Here is a 25,461-nt window from a genome sequence, read left to right on the forward strand (position 1 = left end):
AATTTTTAGTTAGTAAAACAGACAAGGAATGAAGAGAACGACGTTTTGTTCCTCCATTCCTTGTTTGTGGAGAAATCAGAGCTTTTGTATCAAATAATTGACTCTTTTGGCTAACTGACGATTGTAAAAGAGTTTATAAAATGGCAGGACAAAAAGCAAACTCAGCTGCGTTTTGGCATCAACCAGTTCATTTCTTTCAGAATAATGCAATGTGAACTGCTGCTCATCTTGACGTTTTAGTTGGTAGGTTTGAATGATTTTTCCACCGGAGTAATCAGTAGTCATTTCAAGTAGTTCATCTTTGACTAAACGTTGGATCGTTAGCGTACTTTCGACAGTCGCTTGCCCTAGTTTTGTTTGAAGCGCAGTCGTGACAGCTGCTCCTTCTGTCAGTTTGGTAATTGAAGAGTCCTTGCTGTGAAAATAGTTTAATTGTTCTTCAAGTAGTACTTGGTAAAAATGTGCGGGGTGTGTCGGTATTTTCTTTCGGTAGTTCAAGGTATCGATCCGCATACGGTTCACTCCCTACTGTTCTTCTATGGTGATTTTTCCATCCATCAGTTGGTTTTCTTTTTCTTGTTTCAGTTGTTGGCGTTCTTCCTTCAAATATTCACGGTCCATCGCAACTAAGAAAGGCACCCAGATCAGTGTCATCACAACTACTGTTACGATTTGTAAAAGTGCGCCGGTGATCGAACCAGTTCCTAACCACCCTGACAGTAAAATCGGCGTCGTCCAGACAACTGTTGCCCCGATTGGACGAGGAACGAAGCCCAAGTAAATCGCAAAGTATGAAATCGTGGTAGAAGCTAGTGGCGCTAGAATCCAAGGGATGAATGCTATAGGGTTCAGCACGACGGGCAGTCCAAAAGTCATTGGTTCTGATACATTAAAGATCGCTGGCGCCATGATCGTTTTCATCGTTTTCTTCATTCGGATGGAGCGAGCAATAAAGAACGCCATCGTGATCGAAATACCAAGTTGCATTCCTTGATTGACGAACACCCCCATAAAGGTCGTATTGATGATATGTGGCAACTGCTCAGCGCCATTTTTATATGCTTCAAAGTTTTCGATGGCTAAAGCACCCATGATTGGATCAATCACTGCATTGATGACTAACGTGCCATGGATACCGAACCACCAGAAAAGTTGCGTAAAGAAAACAGCGATCAATACAGCTGGTAAAGTTCCGCCAAGTCCCATCAAAGGTTGTTGCAACATCTGATAAACGAAATCGACTGCATTTCCCCAGGTGGTAAAAGTAAATAGATAGCGGATGATGTTGAATAAAAACAAAGGAGCAGCTCCGGGGATGATTGCCACGAAAGATTCAGCGATCATCGGCGGTACAGATTCTGGCATCTTGATCGTAAACCCTGAGCGACTGATCCGACTATAGATTTCTGTAGCAACGATCGCTGTCAAGATACCCACGAACATCCCTTCAGCACCTAGTTTCGATAAAGGAATAAACGTACCCATGGTTTCATCGCTCCCAAACGGTAACAGCATGATGAAACAAGAAAGTGAAATGGCACCAGCAAAGATTTGTGGTTGTTTGTAGTGACCAGCCAATTGATAACCGATCCCAAATACAATAAAAAGTGCTGAAATACTCATTGTCGCATTGCCGACAGGTCCAAAGAACTCATTTAAAAAGGTATTGAATGCTTCTGGCAGAAAAGTAGCGAAGCCAAATGTTGTTGGCAAATTTTGGATAATGATCATGATGGAAGCAAACATTGTTGCAGGAAAAGCCATCATAAAACCATCTCGGAGACTGAGTAGATATTTATTATTTGCGATCAGCGTTGCAGCGGGCACCATTTTTTCAGCTAATTTATCGACAAATTTCATGTGTGATAACTCCTTTTATTTAATATGTGCAAACGTTTACTTGGTGAGTATAATTGTTTACTTAATGTTTACACAAGTGAGAAAACAAAAAAAGTTCGAGAAAGAGAGATTCTCGAACTTTTTCAAGGGATAAATGTGTAAAATGAGTTAATCTAAAAGCGCGCTGTCCTGTCCGATGGAGTCTCGTAACACGAGTTCACTGCGACAGATCACACGGATCGGCATCGTTCGTTCTTTTAGCATGCGTTCCTTCGCTAAGCGTACAGCTAAACGCCCCATTTCTTCCGGGTTTGCCTTAATACTTGATAAGCTTGGTGTCATGAATTGAGCCATTTCGATATCATCAAAACTCACGACAGCAATATCATCAGGGATTTTTTTATTTGCTTCACTGATTGCTTTATAAACACCTACTGCCATCGGATCACTGGCGACGATAACTGCTGTGGGCGGTGAGGATTGCGCCAATAACTCTTTACCTAAACGAAGGCCATCTTCAGGTTTCCAGTTTCCTTGATAGGTATTGGCATAATGTTGCAGGCCATTTAATTTCATCCATTTCAAGTAAGATTCCGCCCGGATCTCCTCTTTGTTTTTATGGACTTCACCGTTTTCAGCTACTTGACTGCTGTAGCCACCGATAAATGCGATGTTTCGATGGCCTTTCTTATAGAGAACTTCTAATACTTCCACGGTTTTTTGTTGGAAATCGGTTTGGATACAGTCAAATTCTTCAGAGTTCGAGTAGTTATCGACCAAGATCAAGTTGGGATTGATCGTAGCGATTTTTTTCGTTGCTTCAATCGTCATTTCACTGATCATGATCACCGCACCATATTTCGCTAACTCTTTCCATTCTTTATGGGCATCTCTCATATGGAAAGCACGGATCGTGCGAAAACGCCACTTTGCTGCTTCTTTTTCAATGCCACCACGGATTTTGCGAAAATAGGGATCATCTAATTCTGCTTCTTCTTGATGTCGAACGATCAAGGCAATCGTCATTTCATCTCCTAAACTTCGACTGCCGCGTTTATTTTTATCGACAGAATAATTTAATTGATTGGCAATTTCAATCACACGTATCCTCGTTTGTTCGTTGATGCTAAATGTGGGATCTTCATTCAGGATACGGGAAACACTCGCTGCTGAAACCCCAGCGATTTTTGCAATATCACGTATAGATGCCATTTACTCACCTCTTGTTTACTGTTTACTAAATAGTAACAGAAGATCAAGCAAAAGGCGAATGAAAATTTAGCGTTTGCCCTTTGAGGATTTGTTGTTGCATTGTGTGAATCAGTGGGTAGAATAAACGAAAAAACCGTAAATCATCCTTTTGATTTACGGCTCGATTCTTTCATTACTTGGAAAAAAGTATCCCTTTTGGATGTAACAACATCCTTAATTTTCAAATGCAGTTTTTGCTTCTTCGATCTGTTGGATACCTGTTTCTAATATGTTCATTTGTAATAACGTTTCTTCATCTTTTACGATTTTTTCTGCACCATTGATCAATGTTTCATAGATTCCTTCGTACACTCGGCGATAATCTCCGACTTCAGAAACAACTTTCTCTTCATGATACGTTCCTTCTTCATCAATGTAGGTCAATACACCATAGTGTTCCGGTTGATCAATCCCGAAGTCCGCATTTTCAGGCATATAAAACATTTTTAAGTGTTCTTCTTGTCGGTCTTTTGTTTGTTTGACAAACATCCCTTTTTTGCCATAGACGACAAAACTAGGACGTTCTTTGATACGGAAATAACTTGATTTGATCGAAACTTTCATTCGACCGTAGTAAAAGTCTAAGTCAAAGTAATCATTCATTCGACCGGTGCCTAGTAATTGACGGACATCGTAATGAATATCATCTGGTTCACCAAAATAAGAAAGGACCTGATCTACTGTATGACAGGCATGACCATACAGGTAGCTATTTGCCACTGAAAATTCTTTTGTATTCTCTGGGATTTCTGGGCGGAAGTAGTCATAGTGCATTTCCACTTCTAAGATATCACCAAGCTTCCCACTTTCGATCACTTTTTGGACGGTCAAAAAGTCCGAATCAAAGCGGCGATTTTGATAACATTGGATAAATAGTCCTTTTTCCGCTGCTAAGTCGAATAATTCTTTTGCTTCTTTTGAAGTTTCTGCAAAAGGTTTTTCGACTAACACGTTCTTGCCATTTTCCAAAGCAAGTTTGGCGTATTCTGCATGAAATTGGCTTGGTGTCGTGATGACTACTAATTGGATCTCAGGATCATGCCACAGATCAGACAACTGATCGGTATATTCGATCTCATCAAAAGTTTCCCAAATTGGTGCTGATGGAGAGTAGATTTTTTTGACGTTGATCTTGTCAGGTAGCCTTCTTGAGAAGGGTAAATGATAGCGATTGGTACTTTTGCCATTACCTAAATATGCGATGGTTAACATGTCGTTTCCTCCTGCTTTCGAATGATTTCTTTTCTTGAGTATAGCGCACTATAGATAAAAGAAAACCGATTCTAGTTTTTTTGGTAGAAATGTTCAAAGAAATTGAAAGAATGACGATATTTTTGAAAAAGATGTTCAATCTTAGACTACTGTAAAAAGAAGTGGTTATTTTTCTAGTTATTCAGTAAGATAGATTTGGAGGTGTGTGATGGATGCTTATCGAAGAAAAATTAACCCAACAAGAAACATTTACTACAAATGAAAAACGGATCGCCGATTATCTGCGGATGAATTTGGAAGCAGCAGTTTATATGACGATTGAAGAGCTGGCAAAGGAGACCTATACCTCCCATTCCGCTATTATCCGATTCTGTAAAAAAATCGGCTATAGCGGCTTTAAAGAATTTCGCTTTGAATTAGGACGAGAAGTCCACCAACTGGTTGCTCAGTTCAATCAAGTCATCGATCCTAATTTTCCTTTTACCGTTGATGATGATGCGAAGATGATTGCCAAAAAAATGGCAGATCTATCCATTCAAGCCATCAAAAAAGCGCAATTTCAAATGGAAGATCAATCCTTAGAAACCATCGCGACTGTTTTAAACAAAGCAGAGCGCATTTTCTTATTTGCAAAAGGTGATTCGCAAACAACCGCTCGGAAATTTCAAAACAAATTAGTCAAACTAAATAAGTTCTTGATCTTAGCCGAAGAATATAGCGATTCGTCCTGGAATGCAGCTAATTTGACGGAAAATGACTGCGGGATTTTTATTAGCTATAGTGGACGCATCCATCATTACGAACGTATTCTTACCTATCTGGCACATATTGGCGCACCTAGTTTATTGATCACAGGAAATGAACAGTCTGAAATGGCAAAGAAAGCAGCCATGCGGTTGGTCGTGTCCCAAGAAGAGTATGATTTTGCGAAAGTTGCTACATTCTCTTCTCAAATTGCCTTCGACTATGTCTTGAATACCTTGTACTCCTTGATGTATACGCAAAACTACCAAGAAAATTTATTGAATTTGAAAGAAAAACAAGAGCTGATCCAAAAAGGATTGTTAAAAGAATACAAAAAATAAGCGGTGTAGTAACAAAGAAATAGCCCAAAGACTGAATCCTTCGTTTCGTCTTTGGGCTATTAGTATGGGCGTATAAAACTTCATTTATCAAAATAACTTAAAATTCATGATTGATTGCTTGGATAAATGTAAATTGACGATCGCTATACTCGAATTCTAAAATACAACAATTTGAAAATTTCAGCTTGGCTACTTGCTCATAAGGTAACCATTTTTGAATGAATAAATACATGGCACCACCATGGCTAACTGCTAACACGCTTTGGTGCTCTTTTTCCATGATGTCGATCAAGGTCGTGTTCATTCTTTGTTGGAGTTCTTTTGCCGACTCCCCGCCATAAGGAACAAATGAATCACCATAAGAAGTTTCGCTAACTGGTCGTTTAGGATTCAACGCTTCACTTTCTCCTTCAAATCGGCCAAAGTTCCATTCTTTTAATCCTTTACTTCGCTTATATTCTTTTTGTCCGATAATGATTTCTAGCGTATCGGAAGCTCGTTCTTGTGTGGATGAATAATACGCATCAAAGGTGATTTGATTGGTTTCAAAATAGTCTCTTGCCACCTTTGCTTGTCTGATCCCAGCTTCTGTCAAGGGAGAGTCACAAGCCCCTTGGATTTTCCCTAATTGATTGAACAAGGTTTGACCATGGCGCATGAGATAAAGTTTTTTCATTTAAAGACCTCCTGTCGATTTGGCTATGTATCTTCATTAGTTAGTATAGTCTCTGGAGTAAACTCCAAGTCAATAGAAAACCTATTTTTTTCGATGTGGTTGGGATAAAAGTTGTCTTGACTTGAAATGATCAATGCTCCAAATGTTTACCATCAAGCTTTAATCATGGTTATTCAGCGACTGTCTAAAAAAGAAGCGCCTACTCCTACAAAGAATGGTGCGGAAGTAGATGCTTCTTTTTATTTATAGACTTGTCTAACTATTAGCCTTACTCTTTACCCCTATCTCTAGCCATTTGACTTTATAGCGGAAATCCTCTACTAATTCTTCAGCTGTCCATTGGTTGATCATATAATCTGTCAAAGAATTCATGACAAGAGCCATCACGAAATATAAAAAGCTGATGGCTTCTTCTGTCGTAGCCATGACGATCTGGTTGATTTTCAACAAATCAAGCCATTGTTCAACCATCGATGTGTCACCTTGATCATTTGAACGCTTCGCTGAACCTAGATCGTTTGCACGTGTGAGTAATTTGATGGATCGCCAATAAGAACTATCTTTACTTAGCTGTCCACACCAGGCGAGATATTCTTCGATTCCTAAGAAAAAATGATCTCGATTTCGATTGATCGAAGCGATGATATCTCCATGGACTTGGTTGGAGTAGTTTCGGACAGTGAACGTATACGCATCTTCTAAATCCTGAAAATATTTATAAAATGCCCCACGAGACATGCCCATTGCTTCAACGATTTCTGACACTTTGACTTGGCTGATGTGCTGATCATAAAATTTATCTAATAAAATCTCTAAGATCCATTGCTGTTTTTCTTTGGAAATATTGAAAAATGTTTCTTTTGGCATAAGCACTCTCCTTACTGCTTAAGCTTTAGCTTGTTCTGTCAAATAACCGTCTTCCATGCGGTAGATACGGTCGCTCCATTGGATCATTCGAGAATCATGCGTGACCATGACGGTGGCTTTTTGCTTCTCATGGGCTTCCTTGACTAATAATTTGACGACTTCATAGGCATGATCGGTATCTAAGCTTGCTGTTGGTTCATCCGCTAAAATCAAGCTTGGATCATTGAATAATGCTCTTGCGATGGCTACTCGTTGTCTTTCTCCACCGGATAAATCTTTCGGATAACTGTCTTTCAACTCATAGATATCCAATGATTTCAGCAATTCATCGATGCGCTCATCCCCTGCTTTTTTCTTAGCGACACGATCGACTAAGTAAAACTGTTCTTTGACTTTTAGAAAAGGAATCAAATTTGAACTTTGTAAAATAAAACCAATTTCTTTAAAACGCAAGTCTGCACGTTTTTTTTCATTTAATGCGGAAAAAGAATGACCATTGATCGTTATTTCCCCTGAACTAGGTGTTTGCAGTCCACCAGAGATGGTTAAAAATGTACTTTTCCCTGAACCAGAAGGGCCGATGATGCTGACAAATTCTCCTTGTTTCACTGAAAAATTGATTTCCTTTAGTGCAGTCACTTCTGTTCGGCCGTTGCCGAATTTTTTGACGATATTTTTCATTGTCAAGATTTCTTTCATTTTTCTATTACCCTCCTATCGCAATAACTGGATCAACTTTAGCGACTGTCCGAATGGAGAATAGCCCACCGATCATTGCTACGAGTATCAATATCCCACTATATAAAAGCCACTGAGGCCACATGATCGCGAAAGGCATGGCAGTCGGTAAGATCAAACTAGTCAAGAAAGCAAGCCCTACTGCGAATGCTACACCAACCACTCCTACGATGAATGCTTGTGCTAGTAAGGAACGGGCGATAAATGAATTTCTGATCCCTTGTGCTTTCATCACACCGAAAATCGCTGTTTTTTGTAAGGTGATCACATACATAAAGATGCCTACAACTGCTGCAACAACGACAAACAAGAAATAAATCATCGCATTCAATGTCATGTTTTGTGCAGAATAACCTGGGAGACTTTGAATAAAGTCGTCAATCGACAATTTTTGTAATGTTTTTGATGCCCCATCCGATTGGATAGTGGCAGCTTGTTTCGTGACAATGGCATTGATCGGCTTCTTCTCATCCGAAGCAAAAGGCTGATCGCCAAATTTCAACTGTGTCCATGTATCGAGATCTGTATAAACGACCGGCCCCACCGTGTAATAAGTTTCAGGGAAGATCCCAACGATTGTTAGTTCTTCATCATAGCTACCGATTTTGATTTTTTCGCCAATCGAAAAACCTAGATCTGCCATATTTTTGGAAATAATGATTTCATTTTTTTGTTTGAACATCTCGCCTTCTAATAAATCAGGCAATAAGAACGCATCGCGTGTCGTCCCAAATACAGTGATATTTTCCTTTTCTTCTGCTTTGACTGCTCCGCTGAATAAGCCAATCGGCGCTTTGTCTTTTGCGTCTACTTGATCCAGATCTTCTCTCGTCAATTGAGAGGCAGCAAAGACTTTATTGGCATCTTCTGATAGCACAATTTCTTGTGCTTGCCAGTCAACAATTGCTTTTTTGAACTCTTCGGAGAGTCCACTTGCTAAACCAGTTAACATAAACACAACATAAGCGATCAAGAACATGATTCCAATAATCAGCCCATAGCGTAGTTTGGCATAGCGCATTTCTTTTATCGCTAAAAACATTTTTTTGATTCCTCCATTTCGATTTCTATGTGAGTGACAAAGTGTCACTGGATAAAAGTATAGCGCTTGTGCATCCAATAAGTCAATTGCTTCGTCTGATAAATTCGTTCATAATATTAGTATTTTTAAGAAAAGAAACACACTAGATAGCCATATTCTATGTGACACAAGCGTTTGCGATCTGTTACGAAAGTAGTGATGAACAAAAAAATGATCCCAAAAATGGCGCTTGTTCACACGCTATTCTTGGGATCACTATCCTTCGTTCTCTTCGGTGATGGAACTAAAAACCTCCTGGCCCCATTTGACCAAAGGAAACTTCTTCCCCAGATTGAGAAATCGTCATTGACGTATCTGCGAAGCTGAACGTGCCTAAATCGTCTGCATCACTGATTGATAGTTGTTCACTTAAGCCATTCGTAAGTTCAGCTTGAGTCGTGCCACCGGTAGCAATCGTATACGTTTCCCCAACTGCAAGCTGCGGTGACGAGACTACGATTGTTTGATAATTTTTAGCAGGTTGATACGCAATCACTGCTTCCCCTGCGGTTGTTTGCAGACTCATGAGTGTATCTGCTTGTTGAACAGTGTCATAGCTGATTGCTACTGTCGCTTGAGTAGAACTATCACTGACTGTTTGCGCCATCCCACTTGAGCCAGCCGCGGCAAATGTCCCACCTGTTAGAGTAAATGTCCCACCATAATCCAATGCACCATTGCCACTATTTACGGGACCGTCGATCAGCATTGTACCACCGGACATTTGAATGTTCCCGTTGCTGTCTAAACCGTCCCCTTCTGCATTGACATAGATCGTGCCACCGTTGATCGTGACTTCTTTGCTCTCATCCGCCTCATCCGGAGGACCACCAAAGCTGTCAGCGCCAAATTGGCCAGTGGTTGTTTCTGTGTCACTGCCGCCACCGGCGTTGATTCCGTCATCACTAGCAGTGACTTTTATCTCTCCATCGTTGAAGGTGATGACAGCTGATTCAATTCCTTCATAGGATTGCCGGATGTCAATCGTGCCACCATTGAAGGTCAACTCGTTGTCTGTATGAATCCCATCATCTCCGGAGCTTAATGTGAGTGTGCCACCTGTTATTTCAGCACTGTTATTGGTGTGGATACTGTCGTCTGCACTATTGATGGTATAGTTACCGCTACTTATCAGTACGTTATTCCCAGCTTTTATGCCTTTGTAACTTTCATTTGTATCTAAGTTCGTGCTATCGGCTCCGTCTGCCGTCTGGATCGTGATTTCTGCTCCTTGGCTACGGATGGATGTTTCTGCTTGGATGCCGTCTCTTCCACTGTTTATATTGAAAGTCCCGCCGTCGATTGCCACCGCACCTTTTGTTTCATCCTCTGTTCCATTTGCTTGGATGCCATCTCCTTCTTCGGTAATGATCTGATAGCTCCCGCCTTTGATCGATACCGCATCTTTTCCTTTCAATCCGTTATTCTTCGCTTGGATCGTATAGGTTCCGGAAATCAAAACTAAGTCATCTTTGCTACGAATCCCGTTACTATAATTCCCATCAACAGTCAATGCGCCAGTTCCGTTGATCGTTAAATCTTCTTTACTGTATAATGTGGCATCTGGCTCAGTTTCGTTATCTGCTAGTGGATATGTTTCGCTATCAGCTAAGTGATTATCGGTGTTGTCTGCTAAAGTCACTATCGCTTTTTCTGTTTGTTGGATATTCACTGCAGGTCCGTTAGAATTGGTGATCGATACACCGTTGAAAATCAGATGGACTTTTTCTTCTTTCGGCACATTCACGATCAATTGACCGTCAGTCAATGTTCCGCTGATGACATAAGTCCCTCCTTTTGTGATCGTTACTTGTTTATCCGCTACTTCGACCCCTTCTCCTGTCACTTCTGTCTCCTCCCCTAATTGGATGTCGACAGCGGAACTTTCCTCATAGCTAGTTGTTAGATCTTCTGTCTCATAATTACCGAACGTCGTTTCCGATTCCGTCGATGTCGTATCTGTCGAGAGATTTGTCACTGTACTTGTATCTGTTTCCTCTGTGCTAGTCTTACCCGAAGAAGCTGAATTTGCTGAGGAACAGGCTGTTAATAAGAGACTGGTAGCGATCAATGAATAGAATTTTTTCATGCGAGTTCCTCCTTTATAATTCTTCACGATTCGTGGCTACTTTACCGAGTACGACTGGTAAATTACCATTGCGAACACGTATTTGATCAATGATTTCTTTTTCCTGCTGTTGATTTTTCAATAGAAGAATATAGCGTAACTCGTACAAGCTCCCCATGGTCGTTGTTCGAACAGAACTGAGATGATGCGTATACGTATACTCATCAAAAATATCGGTAAATAGTTCAGGATAATCCAAATCTTCTGGAATCGTCACTTTCAATTCTCGCTCAGCTACTTTATTCTGGTTGCCAAAAGGTGAAAGATAAAGCAATAGTAAAAAGAGCGCGACGATAACTGAGAATATCACCACGTACGCAACGTAGCCCATCCCTGTAGCAATCCCGATACCCATCGACCAAAAAATACTAGTGATCTCTCTTGAGCCGCCGGCAACCGAACGAAAACGAATCAGACTGAAGGCACCGACGACCGCCAAGCCTGTTCCAAGATTGCCATTGACCAACATGATGACTGATTGAACCAGTATCGGCAAGACAGCGACGGTAACAACAAAACTTTTCGTATAGACGTTACGTTGCATATGGATAGTTGCAACTAATAACCCTAAAACTAATGAAGTGGCGATACAAATCAATAATTCTTTAGGTTGAATGGTTGTCCCTGATTCGATCAAACTAGATAGCATGGTTCTTTCCCTCCTTTGTCTGAACGAATAAATGTCGCTGATATGTTTCTGCGTATTTTGAAAAGCTCCCTTTTCTTAGCTGATAATCGTTTAGTAGCTCCACAAACCACAAGGGATACGCCCCTAGCGCTTTCACTTCCATCAATACGCCAATCTCAGGCGCAACCAAAGTTTCTTCCCCTGTGATTGATAGATCCAAATTGGTACTGCGAAAACGGATATTCTGGTCAAACGTCACACGAAAATCTGGATCTGACGTGCCAAATAGCGACATTCGTTCATACATGATCATTGTTTTAGGCGACAAATCTGGATTTCTTTTGAACAACCAGTTCACTTCCTGTGGGATTTGTTCGTCTTCATTCTTGAGAAAATGTTTTTGATCTAGCCATTGCAGATACTCAGCATAAGTGAGTGGCATTCTTCTTTTATAGACGATTCCGTTGACCTTCTTTTTGATTTCTAGAAAGACCATCGATGTCTCCTTTGGGATGCCGTAGCTTCTTACTCTGAATTTTTCTTTGTATTTTGGTTTCGTCATAGAATTGGTAATGAAACGATCGTCTGGTGTATCAAAGTACAAGGATAAAATAGTATGCAGCCCATATTCGTCGATCTGCATCTGTTTTTTCAAGTCTTTAAAAAAAGAATTGAATTGTGTCGTTGGGACCAGATATTTTGTTTCTTTGCGTTGGAATACATTTTTTAATTTCATTTTCTTCCTCCTGTCGTATCAAGTGATGTCATCTAGCATACAAAGGTTAGCTTAAACGGAACTTAATCCGAAATTTAAGTTTTGTTTATGCTAATCATGGTAAAATCAACTTATATGGTGAAAACAATAGAGGTGGAATGTATGATTAAATTATTAGTGGTCGAAGATGATCACGTATTGTCGGATAATATCAAAGAGATCATTTCTGAAATCGGTGAAGTGACCCAAGTCTATGATGGCAGCGAAGGCTTATATGAATTGGAATCTGGTGTTTATGATCTAGCAGTTCTTGATTTGATGATCCCTGAAATGAACGGTTATGAAGTATTAGCGCATCTTCGGAAAAAGAACATCATGACGCCGGTACTGATCTTGACCGCAAAAGATGGCTTAGAAGACAAAATTGAAGGCTTTGAACGTGGTGCAGATGACTATTTGACCAAACCATTTTATCGTGAAGAATTACTGATGCGGATCAAAGCATTATTGAAACGTTCACTCGGACTCTTCAGTGAACATACGTTGGAGTATCAAGGGATCATCTGTGACTTACAACAAAATACCGTCGAATACAAGAAACAACTACTTCCGATTCAAGGTAAAGAATTTGAGTTGCTTGTTTATTTCTTGCAAAATAAAGGGATCATCTTGACGAAAGAGCAGATTTTCGACCGTATCTGGGGCTTTGATTCTGACACGACGATCACTGTCGTAGAAGTCTATATGAGCAATCTTAGAAAACATCTTCGCGAGACTGGCTTGGATAAAGAAATCAAAACGTTGCGTAATGTCGGCTATATCTTACAGGGAGAGTGAGCCGATGACAGACAGCATTTTCAATAAACAACGCACAAAACTATTTGCAGCCAATGTGACCGCCTTTGCCTTGATTTTTCTTTTGCTTGGAGGAATCATTCTCCAATTATTGAATCAGTCAGCCTATCGTGAGACCGACCTGATGTTGAAGAATGTCTCATTGAACGCCCATATAGTGCAATTAGAAATCGAACGTTATCAACAGGGAGATCCTTTTTTCAACGCCCAGATCCCTCCGCGTCAAACAGAGTCACTACCTGAAGGCGATCGTTTCAATACTCAAGTGATCTTGTGGTCTGCATCAGGTGAAGTCTTGAATAAAGAAACCATTGGTGGTCGTTTTAATCAAATCGAAGGAATCAAGCTGGATACGAGTAAGTTAGATACGATCCAAGACATTGAACTGGCGCAAGCTGACCAAGGAACGCCCCTTTATTTTCGATCCGTTACAAAAAAAGCAACAAACCAAGGAGAAGTTGCCTACGTCCAAGTGTTAGAAAATACCAATCAAATCAACTCTTCTCTGCGAACATTCCAAACGATTTTGATTCTTTGTATGATCGTCTTTTGGCTAGGCTCTATTGGCGTTAGCTATTATTTGTCTAAGCTCAACATGCGTCCGATCTTAGCATCATGGCGCCGACAAAGAGAATTTGTGGAAAATGCTTCCCATGAATTGCGAACACCTTTAACAATCATCCAAAACAGTTTGGAACACCTCTTCACTAAACCAAATCATACGATCATCGAAGAATCTGAAAGTATTGCGCAAGCATTGTCTGAAACAAGACGCCTGACTGGCTTGACTGCTGATTTATTGACCTTAGCGCGAAGCGATTCGAGTCAAGATACGCTCGCAAAGCAAGAACTACAAACAAAAGGATTTATCGCTGAATTGATCAAACCTTTCCAAGAGATGGCAACGATTGATCAAAAAGAGTTTATAGTCGAGAACCAAGCAGACATGAGTGTTTTAGTTGATCCGAAAAAAATCCATCAAGTATTAGTCATTTTGCTAGATAACGCACTCAAGTACACGAGTGAACACGACGAGATCATTGTCACTTCAGCTAGCACCAATAAAGACTGGGTGATCCATGTCAAAAATACAGGTCCTGCGATCAGTGACGAAGACAAAAAACGGATTTTTGATCGTTTTTATCGCGAAGACCAAGCTCGATCAAAGGAAACGGGTGGCTATGGACTTGGCTTAGCAATCGCAAAACAATTGATCGAGCAACACAAGGGACAATTGACTGTGTCAGATCACCTGCCTGTGGGGGTGGATTTCAAGATTCAGTTACCCATCAAATAATCATTTAGTGACACGTGAAAAGACACTTTGAACCATAGCTGGTGCTACGTCAAAGTGTCTTTTTTATTGATTTAGTTTTTAGTATTCAGTGAATGATTGTAGTAAAATAAGACGAGGATAACAAGTAACAGTTGCTTTTCATCGCTCCCCCTATCAGGCTAATACATTGGAGGTGCAGAAGCAATCTTTCGAGAAAATACACTAGTTCCTGTTCCCATGACATCAGATAAGAAATGGAGGTTTTTTGCATGGATGCCAAAACAAGAAAACAGATACAAGAAAAATTGAAACAACGAATGCTCCAGTTACCACCGATCTTCAATGAATTTTTGCAGGCGAACTCAAAAAAATTATCATTAGCTAGTCGCTATGAATATGCAAAAGATTTCCATTTATTTACAGATTACTTACGAAAAACACATAAACAAGAAATAAATGATCAGTTGATCATCCAATTGGAAAAACAAGTCTATCTTAATTTTTTAAGTGAAGTTTACCTTCACACGCGGGCTTTCCATACAGCTGCTGCACAAGAAACGCAACAGCAATTCAAAAATGGTTACTACGGGATCTCTCGCAAGCAATATGCTTTGAATCATTTTCTACGCTTTTTGTATGAAAAAGGCCTTGTTGAAAAAGAGATTTCCTTATTAGGGGATAGTTTACCAGAAACTACCTCTGCCGCTCCACGTTATATCGACGCTTCCTTATTAAGTGATTTTGACTCGCTTTTCGTTCCTGAAAAAGGTTTTAATTCTCCACGGGAAGCACTTTTTGAACAAAAAAATCGTGCAAGAAATCTGGCAATCGTGGCTGTTCTCCTCTATTGTGGCTTGAAGATCCATGAAGTCGTTGAATTAAAATGGAAAAACCTTGATTTGAAGAAACAGATTTTGGTTGTAGATCGGAAAGCGAATCGTTTAGAGCGAGTACCTATTCCAAATGAAGCACTTCCGATACTTGCGAACTATGCCAACCAACATAAAAATGGCGCATCTGGTGAATCCTATGTTTTCCGCTCTTCACATGATGAACAAATCTCGCCTCGTACGATTCGCCAAATCCTCGATCGGATCACGGTGTACAAAAACGTTTCACCGGAATTGTGTCGGAAAACTTTTCGTTACTACACTGAATTATACTTAGACGACAAAGATGCAGTGAATTATCTCTGTGGTAATCGCTACGTACGTCCACACTCATTTGAAGAAATCTATGAGAAAATGCGTGACTTCTCCTATCGTTGAACCTCCAATGATCCATGAAATCATCGCATAGAAAGTTCGCTACATCTTCCTGTTTCTTCACTTTCTATGCGATTTATTTCTTGTTGCTGATTTTATTAGCTGCCAAGTATCCTCACTTCAAGTGTGAAAAAACGATCCAGTTGATTTTGTCTGCTTTCTTGAAATGAAGTAATTATGTCGTAACTGCTCATTCTCTAAGAACATGATCCGTTGCACTTGACTGATAAAGAAGCCATTCAATCACCGTGACTAACTTATCTTTGTGATACATTTAAATCACTTCGCTTCATTTTTTTATCGTTGTTCCCTCCTAGTCCAAAGGGATTTAAAGGACTTTGTTTTTGGCCTGCTCTTTGTTTTTTCTTCATTTTTTGTCTTCTGATCAATCCAAACGGATCCAAGACATTCCGTTTATTTTCAGTCTTGCCGGTCAAGCCGAAGACATTCACGTTTTCACTATTTTCTTTTCCTTCGTTAATGATGCTTTCGATCCCTCTTTTTTCTCTATGACCAGTGGCTCTTTCCGGAGTAGCAGTGACTGTTTTATTATTTAGGATCGTATGAACATTCTCCAATGGAATTTCCATCTCATTTGCCTTAAAGTCCCATATTTCTGATAAGGCAATCGCCATCATAAGATAGCCACTCCCTAGATCCATACTGTTTGTTTCTCTTTTTTGTACTTTAGCCCGCGAAAAAGGAAGTCCTTTCACAAGACTGACGATCAGGTTCATTACAGTTTCTGCATCAGTCAATTTAATATTTGCACTTAAAAATGGATCTGTACGTATAGATACCAAGACACTTTCTGGTGATAGTTCTGGTAAACCGTAACACATTGCTGCCTGCTTGACGAATTCTTGAAATGACGGAGTGCCTATAAGCTTATCTTTATTTTTATTAAAGGAATCTCGTATCTCTTCCAGACTGTTCATGAATACTCCTCGAGGGGGTAAGGTGTAACATATCCAATCTTCTGTGCCTGCCACAGTGTGTGTGATTTCATGAATAAAGGTTTCCTTTATACCCGGACGTACTTGTCGATTCAAATCTATTTTTGAATCCATATGAAAAGTATCAGCAAAAATAAGGATGCGACAATTCGGATCATTGCTTATAATAAATGCGTCTGCACGGGGGCGCGTTGTATATTGAGAAAAATAACTTTTGGTACTTTTTTGATAAACCAAATCAGTAGAAATCAGCCAAATATTTTCAAAGCCAAAAGTAGCGGATTGTTCAACGAACTGGAGTCCTTTTTTAGAGATAAATAACAACCTTTTTAGTGCTGCTCGCATAATCTCTTCCTTGTTTTCAACGTTCTGTAGTTCAAATAGCGGCATAAAAAGTTTGGCTGCATCTGTATCCTCTATTTTGTCATGACTTAGCCAGAATTCAGCTAATTTTATATAAGTTTCGAAGATCGCTGTCGTTTCCTGAACCTCCTCTATGAATTTTTTTGCAAACGGTCTGAGAGAAGCCGGTAACTTACTCGGTTCAAGACCAGAATAAACTTTGTAGGGAAGCTCGGGCGTTTTAGGTAAATATAGTTGGACGATCTCTGCCAGATCACTTAACAAATGTTTTTCTGCGTCTATTCTGACTCGGTTTCTAGGTAGTGGAATAAGCGCATCTAAAGGAGGAAGTTGTACGCTATGATCCACAAATCTGATGGCATCAATCTCAAAGTAAGGAATAGCATCTCGAATCATATTCCACTCTTTTTCTCTTCCAGGATTTTTCGGGAAGATAGAGTAGTCTGGTTCTTTGGTTGTAGTTGTTGTTTGTGAACTCGATGCGCCAGCTGACGTCCCTGCATTCGAAGTACCTGGGAGATCGTGCGAGGGAATTTCTTTTTTTCCAGCTCTGCGGATCGATTTTTCCAGTTCATACAGTCGTTTTTCTTCGGAGGTTTCCAAGCGGAAAGAATTATTTTCTAAATCAAAGCGTAAAATCGTTAGCAGATCATTCCCGCTTTTATTCAATATACCGTAGCGATTAAATTCTCGATCTAGTAGTACGGTTGTCACATACTGATCATTGATTTTGAGATAGGACTTTCCATAAGCATTCCACATCAAACCATTTTCATCTGGTGGTGAAAGCGTACTTGGATCTTTTATCGTTTCTGTTTTTTGCAACTGTTTTGTGGTTGTTACGATTACTTCTTTTGTAACCAATGGTGATGATGGTGGCTCAAATCCCCACTCGATCCCATTATATTTTACCGGAAATATTTTGTCTCCGTTACATACGTCATATCGGATGCCTTGACCTTCGATAATTGTCGCTCTGACTGGGACTACATGACCGTTTAGCTTGATGTAATACTCTGTTGGTAGATCTGTTTTTTTGATTGCTAAGATTGGACCATCTCCGTACCCTCTTGGGTTTAAATTCTTTTCATCAGAAAAAGACTTATATACAGCAACTGTACTTGCTAAGTGTTTGATTAATTCCTTTTGTTCTGAATTGAAGGAAATAGGGCCTTCAAAGGGTTTTAACTGATCGCCGTGCAACGTATAATATTTCCCAAAGACATCACCAGTTTCTATATCGGTCACCTGTAAAAATAAATTGTCTTTTACACGCTTGACAAAGATATGTGGTCCATCCTTTGATAGCTTAGCAAGCAATACCTCTTCTTCAATTAATCGCGCTTTCGTTGCACTGTCAAAGCGTTCTAATTTATTTAATAGTAGTTTCATTTCTTTTGTAACCAGTGAACTGTATTTAAAACTGATCAATCGTTTGATGATCAAATTTGCTCCGCCAACTAACAATTCAAATCCTGGATCGACAGATCGTGCAACACTTTTCATCAAGACTTTTATGTCAGTCATACTAGGAAGAAAATACGTAGTATTTTTGATTACTAATTTTAAGCCACCTTTCGCCAGCGCTCTAGATGCACCTAGCGCAAATTTCCAATTGAGTGCCGAGATTTGACCAAAAATAGGAATCATCATAACGGCATCAATCGTGCAAGATGTCACCGCTTCACCAATATCTTGATCAATGATACCTACAACACAATCATAAAATGGAATAAAATGTTTGACTACATTCCAGACTTTTTCAGTGACTGTTTTATCATTGCCGAGTTCATACATGATATTATAAAGCAAATCACTGTGATGACGTGCAAGTTGATCGATAAATGGCTTTGTATCATATCCCTGACATAGCTTTTTATCTTTTTTGATGTCAATGGTAAAGGTAAATAATTTCTTGCCTATTTTAATCCGATCGCCTTCCTTTGAATAGCCTTCTTTCAAAAGATGCTTGTTATTAAACAAACCATACTCAAGGAATAGCAAGGGGTCTCTATCGACTCGTTGGATGACATACCCACCTTCATCTGCCAGTCTTTTTAACGCGTATATTCGTTCTTCCTTTCCATTATTTGCCACAAATAGATCCGTTTGCTCAAGTTCAAGAATGGTGTCTAACCATGGATCATGTTTAAAAAAGATCATAGGCATCGAACCAGGTGCAGAAGGACCATAGTAATGGACCTTGTTGGATAATTTAGCAGATGCTAAAAAGACAGTAGTATCCGGAGAAAAGATAAAATGCTGATCTTCCATATTCAACGAATATAATGAAAGTTCAATTATTTTTTGATCTAAATCAAAATAACTATCAGAAACAGCTCTTGTCAAGCTTTTATAGGCGACCTCAATATTGATGGGAGTAAATAGGCTAGGACATGGATTTCCACCACCTAGATAGATTTCCCCCATTCCAAAAGTAAAGGTGGCACCAAGCCGCTCACACTCTTGTACGACATCATTTGTTATCGCTTGTTTTCTGCGCCAATTGATGGTTGCTTTTTGGTAGGGTGAAAATCTTTTTTCTATTTCTTTTTGAATGTCCAAGCGGATTTCATCGCGCCTATTCCAATACCCCAGAAAGGTTTGCAACGCATATTCTTTATATTTCCCTTCTTTTCCTGCTTTGCGTAGTCCTTCTGGATCGAGTTGCGCCGTAGTGATCAATGCGGGCATCAACAAATGATTTAGTTCATCAATGGTTGTGATTCCTTGGGTACTGATCGTCTCACAGAACAGAGCGCCTAACTTGCGAATTTCAGTTTGATCAAATTTCGTACGATAACCTACGTTTTCAAGTATTTTCGACCCGACCAGCTGTATCACCGATCCAAAATCTGATATCAGTAAATCGTCGGAAATTTGACTCGTCTCAAGGAAATAATTTGGTAAGGTCTTTTGAACAAGAAGAATCCAGATTTTTTTTAAGGTGCTTAAGGAGTCCTCTGATATTTTCGCATCTGTTTTGGACAAATTGAACACACCTGCTTTTGCTAATTCATCTACCTCAAATAGGTTTCTAAGTTGTCCAATAGTAAATATTGATGGATCTTCTGCGTTGAGAATATTTTTTGTGACATAAGCTTCGATCGAGCTTTCTAATACCGTTTCAAAGATCCATTTGGTCACTGTTAATTCTGCATTTTTTTCACTGATTTTTTCGTTTGCTTCCCCACCATATCGATTCATTTCTTTCAGAATGATTTTTGCTATAGGTTGCGTTTTATCATTCATGAGGACGAACCCTGCGCTATCTTGAGAAAACCATTTGCCGAGAGCAACCAACAATTCTTCTTTACTTGGGTTTGTAGACAGTAGCTGTTTCTGTTGAAAGAATATTTCGATTTGATTCCTAATATTTTTATCTCGCCAGCGACCAGCTTCAGTGATGACGAATGATCGATCGTTTCGCGATGGTGCCGGTTTTACCTCCGTCGGTGCAGCGGCTAGTTCTAGTGTATCCATCGCCCATTTAAGAAACATTTGGTGTGCCTCTTCATCTGAGAGCTCCCGAACTTTAAAGATTCCGACAAACAGAACTAATAAGTTTCTGACTTTGTTCATATCAACTTTTTCTGTGGATGTTCCCTCTTGAAGCGTCCAGTGGGTGGCCACTTTAACTAAGTTATTTTTATCGTCAGGACTGCAAGGATGGCCATAGGAAGTTAAAAAATCGGCTACTTTTTGTAATGTTTCTTCAACCTGTATTAAAGAACTTCCAAATTTATCAATCTCTACATCACTGATTTTTTTATTACTTTTATTAATGCCATTCTCAGAAATAAATGCTTTGACTTTTTCCTTCATTTCTTGCTTTTTGCTTTCCTCATCATTTCCATAGGCAAAATTCAAGTGTTCCATATCAAAAGTGAAATCAACTTGCGCATTATTATTTATCCATTGGAGGATCACTGCATATGCTTTTTCAAGAGTCAAATTTTCCTCATTGACATTGTATGCACTAAGGATGATGTTGGCTACTTTATACACCCGTACCACCATTAGAGGATATCTTTTCTCAGAGAGTATCCAGTTTTCCACTGCTTGGGTTAGATAGCGGTTTTGTAAACGCTTCAGTATGACCTTTTTTGAACGTAAATATCTCCTAACTATCTCATTAGCAGAGAATGTTTTACTCCGATCAACCGAGAATGTTCTCTCTACTTTATTAAAAATATTAAGATAATACACATATGGAACGAGTAATTTTCCATTGAAAATACTGGTATTGGTTACCATGCCCTTATTATATTTCTTATAGATGTAGTCACTTTCCTGCTTCTGCTGAAATTTACTTATCACGTAGGGTGATTCATCTGGAGATATTTTATAATAGGTTGTTTTTTCATTGGTTGATCGGTAGATTGCTCCTTCTAGTAAAGTATTCAGTTTCCATTGCATATAAATTGCTTCCAATTTTCTTGTTGATAACTGTTCACCCAATCTTATCAGTGGTACATCGTATTCTTTCAAGATCATGTATGCAAAAAATTGCATTCTTTCTGCATCAACACTATTTTCAGTTTGCCAGTTTTTACCTATCCATTTTTCAACTTGCTCAATTAGATTCTCGGGCGTGTCTAGCTTTTTCACAATTCTTTGCTGGACAAGATAATTTCTTATTTTCTTATTGACATTAGCTGTTCTCTGTTTGTTTTGATAAATAGAGCCAACAAAATAAAAATTTGGCAGATCATGTATATCGGCTTCTAAAGGTTGCTTGTTATCGATGACTGCTTGCACAACTTTTTTGATTTGTGTCAAATCATTTTCCAGATCTGAAGGAACCACTTTCTCCGTCTGATTGGTCGTTGCTGTTTCAGTATACTCAGGAGATTCAAAAAAAGGAATTGTTTTTACGTCTAGAAATTTAGCATCATGGTAGACATTATTCGCTCGCCATTGTAGGAAAATGGCATTTGCTTCTGCATCAGACAATCTTGTCGCTGGGCGACCTAGCGTATGAAGTATGACATGGGCAATCTTTCTTCTTCTAAGCAGTGATTGACTCGCACTTTCTTCATTTTCTAATTTAGCCAGCTCAATAAAGATATAGCGTATGAGTGATCCTTTCAATTCCCTAAAACGACCGTCTTCATTGGCTAAATACTCTTTTACGGCTTCATTGATTGTTTCTGTATGATATCGATCTTTAAAAACCTCAAATTGAAACCAGAAGGGTGTTAACACGGCATCTAATTTCAAGTTCGTGTATAAGTGCTTGATATCAAGATAGGATATGAGCCGTAATTTTAATTCATGTTCAACTTCCAGAGTTAGCTCCTCATATGACAATAATGGCGCTTGTAAACTTTTAGCACTTTCATACAACTCGGTGCCTGGGATATGTTCTCCTGCCCTTTTCTGAACCAAATGATCAGGTTCTTTTTTAAATATGTAACCATTAAACGCGTTGTTATAGCGCCACTGCAAAAAAATTGCGATGCTTCGCTCCTCTGATAAGTTATGTGCAGGTAATCCATGTTCTTTTAGAATCGTTTTGGCAATTTGTACTCTCCGCTCGATAATTACCGCACTTGAGCCTCCGTTATTGGCAAAATTTTGCAAAACAAGTGAAAAATCATTTGACGCTAGTCTTGATGATCCTTTTAATTCTTCATACTCATCAACAAGTTCCTCGATGATTTGCTTATTGACTTTCTCCGTCTCTGCTCTTCGATCAAACAATTCTCGATCAAACCATATTGGCGGCAAAGTCAATGATGGTTTATCAAGCAAAGGCTGATTTTTCAAATAAGCCGTGACGATTTTATTTACGGCATCGTGTTCTTCTTGTGAAAGTTCTTTAGAGGAGTTCAAAGCGACTTGCGAACTGATGTCATAAGGCAATAGTTTTTTTTGTGTTGGCGAAGATGATTTCAAGTGTTGAATGTCTGTTAGGCTCGGTTCATTGAACTGGATGTCGCTAAACACATCATTGTAAATCCACTGAAAGAAAATGGCTATGGCTCGGTCATCTGAAATGGTGTCATCATTTATGTCGTAGCTTTGAAGTATAACTTTAGCGACCTGGCGTCTTTTTTCCAGGATGGCAACACTTGATATGTCGTTATCCACCCACTTTAGTAGAGCGAGGAAAAAGTCTTTTGTAGACAAATCATCAATCAAACAGAAACCTAGGTATTCACACACACGTTCTTTGATTCGATTGGTTGCCACTTCTGTTTCCACGCGCTGTTGAAAGACATCTAAGTCGAGCCAAAAAGCGTCGATTGCTTCGGTTCTTGGCATAGGTAATGGTTGACCTTTTGTATACATATCCACTCTTTGGTTAATAAAGGCTCGAGTAGTTTGTGTGATTTCTTTTACTGAATTCAGTGGTATTTTACTCGCATCGTAGGGGGGCACATCCGCTGAGGCGGCAGGCGTATCAATGCGTGGTGTCACTTGATTCAATGTGTCTGGAAGTTGAAATTTATAGTTCATGAAGGCATGGTTATTACGTGCTTGTAGAAATATTTTTATCGCTTGGATATCTGAAATTTGCTCATCTTTTACGCCATAAGCCTCTAAAATGATCTGCGCAATTTGACGTCTTCTTTCTAATACTAGCTCCTGATCGCTTGGGTCCTTTGAAGTCCCCCAGTTATAAAGAGCATGAAACAGTTCTTTTGTGGAGACACTATTCGAGAAGCAAACGTCATCAGACAACTCGCAAAGTGATTTTCTGATCGTTTCCATTGCCACACCTACGTTATGTCTCTTTTGAAATAGCACTAAATGAAACCAAAATGGGGTTAAGAATTTGGTAGTTATTGGAAGTGAAGGTTCAATATTTATGTAACGCTTCATTACCTTATTGACTGTTTTTTGGATTTCAAGAGAAGGTTCGTCTTCCAGATAATTCATTGAAACACTCATACTGGAGGCATAAGGTAAGATCGGAACATTCAGATTTTTTTGAGGTGTCGGTAACGCTTCCGCTCCAGGGAGTATCTGAAAGTTGATCTTTTCAAAGAATTGATCGATCCGTTCGTTGAATTTTTTGGCTAATTCTAACAATGGCGCTGCTAAATGTTCTTCTTCCTCCAAAATCGGTCTATCAGTTGCTTGGTCGTTCTTAGTTGTCTGAGTCTGGTAGCTCTTGGATGCCTTCGGTCGTTCGTTCTTGGATTCCTGGGGTGCTTGAGGGAAATAAGCTGCCCCAGCACCTCTACTACTTTCTTTGTGCACATGTTCAGTTGCCAAATGTTCCGCTGAGAATGTCCGAGTTAACACTGTAAAAAATTTTGATAATACGCTTTCTACTGGTGGTTCACCTGAACCAGTCGTGTGACTCGTATTCTGGTATTCGTGAAAAAAAGAAGTGAAGGTATCCGTTAGGTTTTCCAAAAAAGAGGTTGGCAGGAACGGTCGAGTATGATTGTTTTCGCTGTGACTACTTGAAGGTTCCCCTTCATAATCATAGTAAGAGGATAGGACCATACGAGCAATATTTTTTGCCTCACGTTGGATTTTACCTAGATCTACTTTATTCTTGGAATCTTTATTTTTAAAAGAAAAATGGTGGATTTCTTGTTGATCGTCTTTGGCTTGTTCTCTTAATTGAAGGGATTTTGATTTCGCTTCTTCACAGATCGTATTAAAATGATAAAGCGTATGGTTTTTCTTCTCCCATAATCCATACTCAAGTACGGACATAGGCGTGACGGTAGTATTACACTTATCGATTTTTTCCAGATTATGAATAGTTTTATGTACATGTAGTGTCCAATGATGTGTAAATTCAGCTAAAGAAACAGGTTCTTGTAAGGTCGCGTTTTTTACAGGATCAGAAAGGTATTCAGAAGCATTGATCGGTTGAGCGGGTTGAACGAGGGTCGTATTCACACTCGAACGAAAAGAAAGAGAATGGATCGTCGGCTGGTATATCTCGGTCTGATTCGTAGGGGTTTGATCCATCATAATATGATTCACGTCAGTTTTTGCTGGACCAATATCCACATACGTGTCAGCTTCAAAGGCAGGCCGACTTGTGCGAAGCGTCCTTGGGGGTTCCCCTCTCACAGCTAAAGAATCAGTGATGACTAATAGTTGAAGGAAAAGTAATGGAGACCATCTAATTCGTTCCGTTAGCTGGTTATTTGCAGTGCTGGAGATGAAATTGACTGCTTCTTGCCTAGCATTTTGATCAGACTTTTTATTGCGCTTATTCTCAAATGTACCGACTGCTTTACGATGCTCTTCGATTGGCATTTTTTTCGCTCCTTTTCAATACAGCTGATTAATTCAAATGGTATATCTATTATTTTAGTTTATCTTATTAAAAAAATAACCGATTCTAAGTACTATTTTTTTGAAAAAAATAAAAAAATGATTAATAAATCCTTTATTAAAAGCTTTTATTATTTATGTAGAATAGAAAATTGTTATGTGTTTTCAAAATTACCATTTAATTATCTCAGTGGGTAAATATGAAAGGTATAGAAGGTTATGGTATATTCATGAGTATGAAAATTCATTTGTATGAGTATCTCCTACTAAAAA

The 25,461-nt window shown here is 39.3% G+C and carries 16 protein-coding genes; 4 read left to right on the top strand and 12 right to left on the bottom strand.

The genetic code is table 11. From position 1 onward, the window contains the following. Positions 1 to 75 precede the first annotated feature (75 nt). From IGJ39_RS06840 to IGJ39_RS06855, 4 genes are all read right to left on the bottom strand, one after another. Complete coding sequence (locus tag IGJ39_RS06840) at positions 76 to 513, bottom strand: DUF3284 domain-containing protein (protein WP_065095806.1); 438 nt, start codon at positions 511 to 513, stop codon at positions 76 to 78. A 12-nt stretch (positions 514 to 525) separates the two neighbouring features. After that, positions 526 to 1,860 (bottom strand): PTS sugar transporter subunit IIC, encoded by a 1,335-nt coding sequence (locus tag IGJ39_RS06845; RefSeq protein WP_065095807.1) that lies wholly within the window; start codon positions 1,858 to 1,860, stop codon positions 526 to 528. Between the two features lie 147 nt (positions 1,861 to 2,007). After that, positions 2,008 to 3,051, bottom strand: a complete 1,044-nt coding sequence (locus IGJ39_RS06850) for a LacI family DNA-binding transcriptional regulator (RefSeq protein ID WP_065095808.1) — start codon at positions 3,049 to 3,051, stop codon at positions 2,008 to 2,010. A 213-nt stretch (positions 3,052 to 3,264) separates the two neighbouring features. After that, entirely contained in the window at positions 3,265 to 4,302 is a 1,038-nt protein-coding gene (locus tag IGJ39_RS06855) for a Gfo/Idh/MocA family oxidoreductase (RefSeq protein ID WP_195273480.1), read from the bottom strand. Positions 4,303 to 4,514: 212 nt separating this feature from the next. On the opposite strand from IGJ39_RS06855, the gene IGJ39_RS06860 reads away from it, so the two are divergent. Next, the gene (locus tag IGJ39_RS06860; RefSeq protein WP_010735467.1) at positions 4,515 to 5,387 is read left to right on the top strand and encodes a MurR/RpiR family transcriptional regulator; all 873 of its coding nucleotides are present in this window, start codon (positions 4,515 to 4,517) and stop codon (positions 5,385 to 5,387) included. A 97-nt stretch (positions 5,388 to 5,484) separates the two neighbouring features. On the opposite strand, the gene IGJ39_RS06865 is transcribed toward IGJ39_RS06860, so the two are convergent. The 7 genes from IGJ39_RS06865 to IGJ39_RS06895 form a co-directional block, all read right to left on the bottom strand. Then, positions 5,485 to 6,063: a histidine phosphatase family protein gene (locus IGJ39_RS06865; RefSeq protein ID WP_335883327.1), complete on the bottom strand. Its 579-nt coding sequence runs from the start codon at positions 6,061 to 6,063 to the stop codon at positions 5,485 to 5,487. Positions 6,064 to 6,318: 255 nt separating this feature from the next. Further along, the gene (locus IGJ39_RS06870; RefSeq protein ID WP_195273484.1) at positions 6,319 to 6,930 is read right to left on the bottom strand and encodes a TetR family transcriptional regulator; all 612 of its coding nucleotides are present in this window, start codon (positions 6,928 to 6,930) and stop codon (positions 6,319 to 6,321) included. An 18-nt stretch (positions 6,931 to 6,948) separates the two neighbouring features. Further along, positions 6,949 to 7,629 carry an ABC transporter ATP-binding protein gene (locus IGJ39_RS06875; protein WP_104872061.1) on the bottom strand — a complete coding sequence of 227 codons (681 nt, stop codon included), beginning with the start codon at positions 7,627 to 7,629 and terminating at the stop codon, positions 6,949 to 6,951. Positions 7,630 to 7,636: 7 nt separating this feature from the next. Beyond that, positions 7,637 to 8,710 carry an ABC transporter permease gene (locus tag IGJ39_RS06880; RefSeq protein WP_019723348.1) on the bottom strand — a complete coding sequence of 358 codons (1,074 nt, stop codon included), beginning with the start codon at positions 8,708 to 8,710 and terminating at the stop codon, positions 7,637 to 7,639. Between the two features lie 283 nt (positions 8,711 to 8,993). Then, positions 8,994 to 10,838 (bottom strand): carbohydrate-binding domain-containing protein, encoded by a 1,845-nt coding sequence (locus IGJ39_RS06885; protein ID WP_195273486.1) that lies wholly within the window; start codon positions 10,836 to 10,838, stop codon positions 8,994 to 8,996. 13 nt (positions 10,839 to 10,851) lie between these two features. Beyond that, positions 10,852 to 11,526, bottom strand: a complete 675-nt coding sequence (locus tag IGJ39_RS06890) for a DUF4956 domain-containing protein (protein WP_065095814.1) — start codon at positions 11,524 to 11,526, stop codon at positions 10,852 to 10,854. Next, entirely contained in the window at positions 11,516 to 12,241 is a 726-nt protein-coding gene (locus IGJ39_RS06895) for a polyphosphate polymerase domain-containing protein (protein ID WP_019723345.1), read from the bottom strand. Before IGJ39_RS06895 ends, IGJ39_RS06890 begins: the two co-directional genes overlap by 11 nt. A 141-nt stretch (positions 12,242 to 12,382) precedes the next feature. On the opposite strand from IGJ39_RS06895, the gene IGJ39_RS06900 reads away from it, so the two are divergent. From IGJ39_RS06900 to IGJ39_RS06910, 3 genes are all read left to right on the top strand, one after another. Further along, positions 12,383 to 13,057: a response regulator transcription factor gene (locus IGJ39_RS06900; protein WP_195339272.1), complete on the top strand. Its 675-nt coding sequence runs from the start codon at positions 12,383 to 12,385 to the stop codon at positions 13,055 to 13,057. A 4-nt stretch (positions 13,058 to 13,061) separates the two neighbouring features. Further along, positions 13,062 to 14,372: a sensor histidine kinase gene (locus IGJ39_RS06905; protein ID WP_066025004.1), complete on the top strand. Its 1,311-nt coding sequence runs from the start codon at positions 13,062 to 13,064 to the stop codon at positions 14,370 to 14,372. Positions 14,373 to 14,620: 248 nt separating this feature from the next. Next, positions 14,621 to 15,619: a tyrosine-type recombinase/integrase gene (locus IGJ39_RS06910; protein ID WP_066025005.1), complete on the top strand. Its 999-nt coding sequence runs from the start codon at positions 14,621 to 14,623 to the stop codon at positions 15,617 to 15,619. Between the two features lie 254 nt (positions 15,620 to 15,873). On the opposite strand, the gene IGJ39_RS06915 is transcribed toward IGJ39_RS06910, so the two are convergent. Beyond that, complete coding sequence (locus IGJ39_RS06915; RefSeq protein ID WP_438764355.1) at positions 15,874 to 25,170, bottom strand: QWxxN domain; 9,297 nt, start codon at positions 25,168 to 25,170, stop codon at positions 15,874 to 15,876. Positions 25,171 to 25,461: the final 291 nt, after the last annotated feature.

The organism is Enterococcus sp. AZ140 (assembly GCF_051714405.1).
Classification (GTDB): Bacteria; Bacillota; Bacilli; order Lactobacillales; family Enterococcaceae; genus Enterococcus_B; species Enterococcus_B pernyi.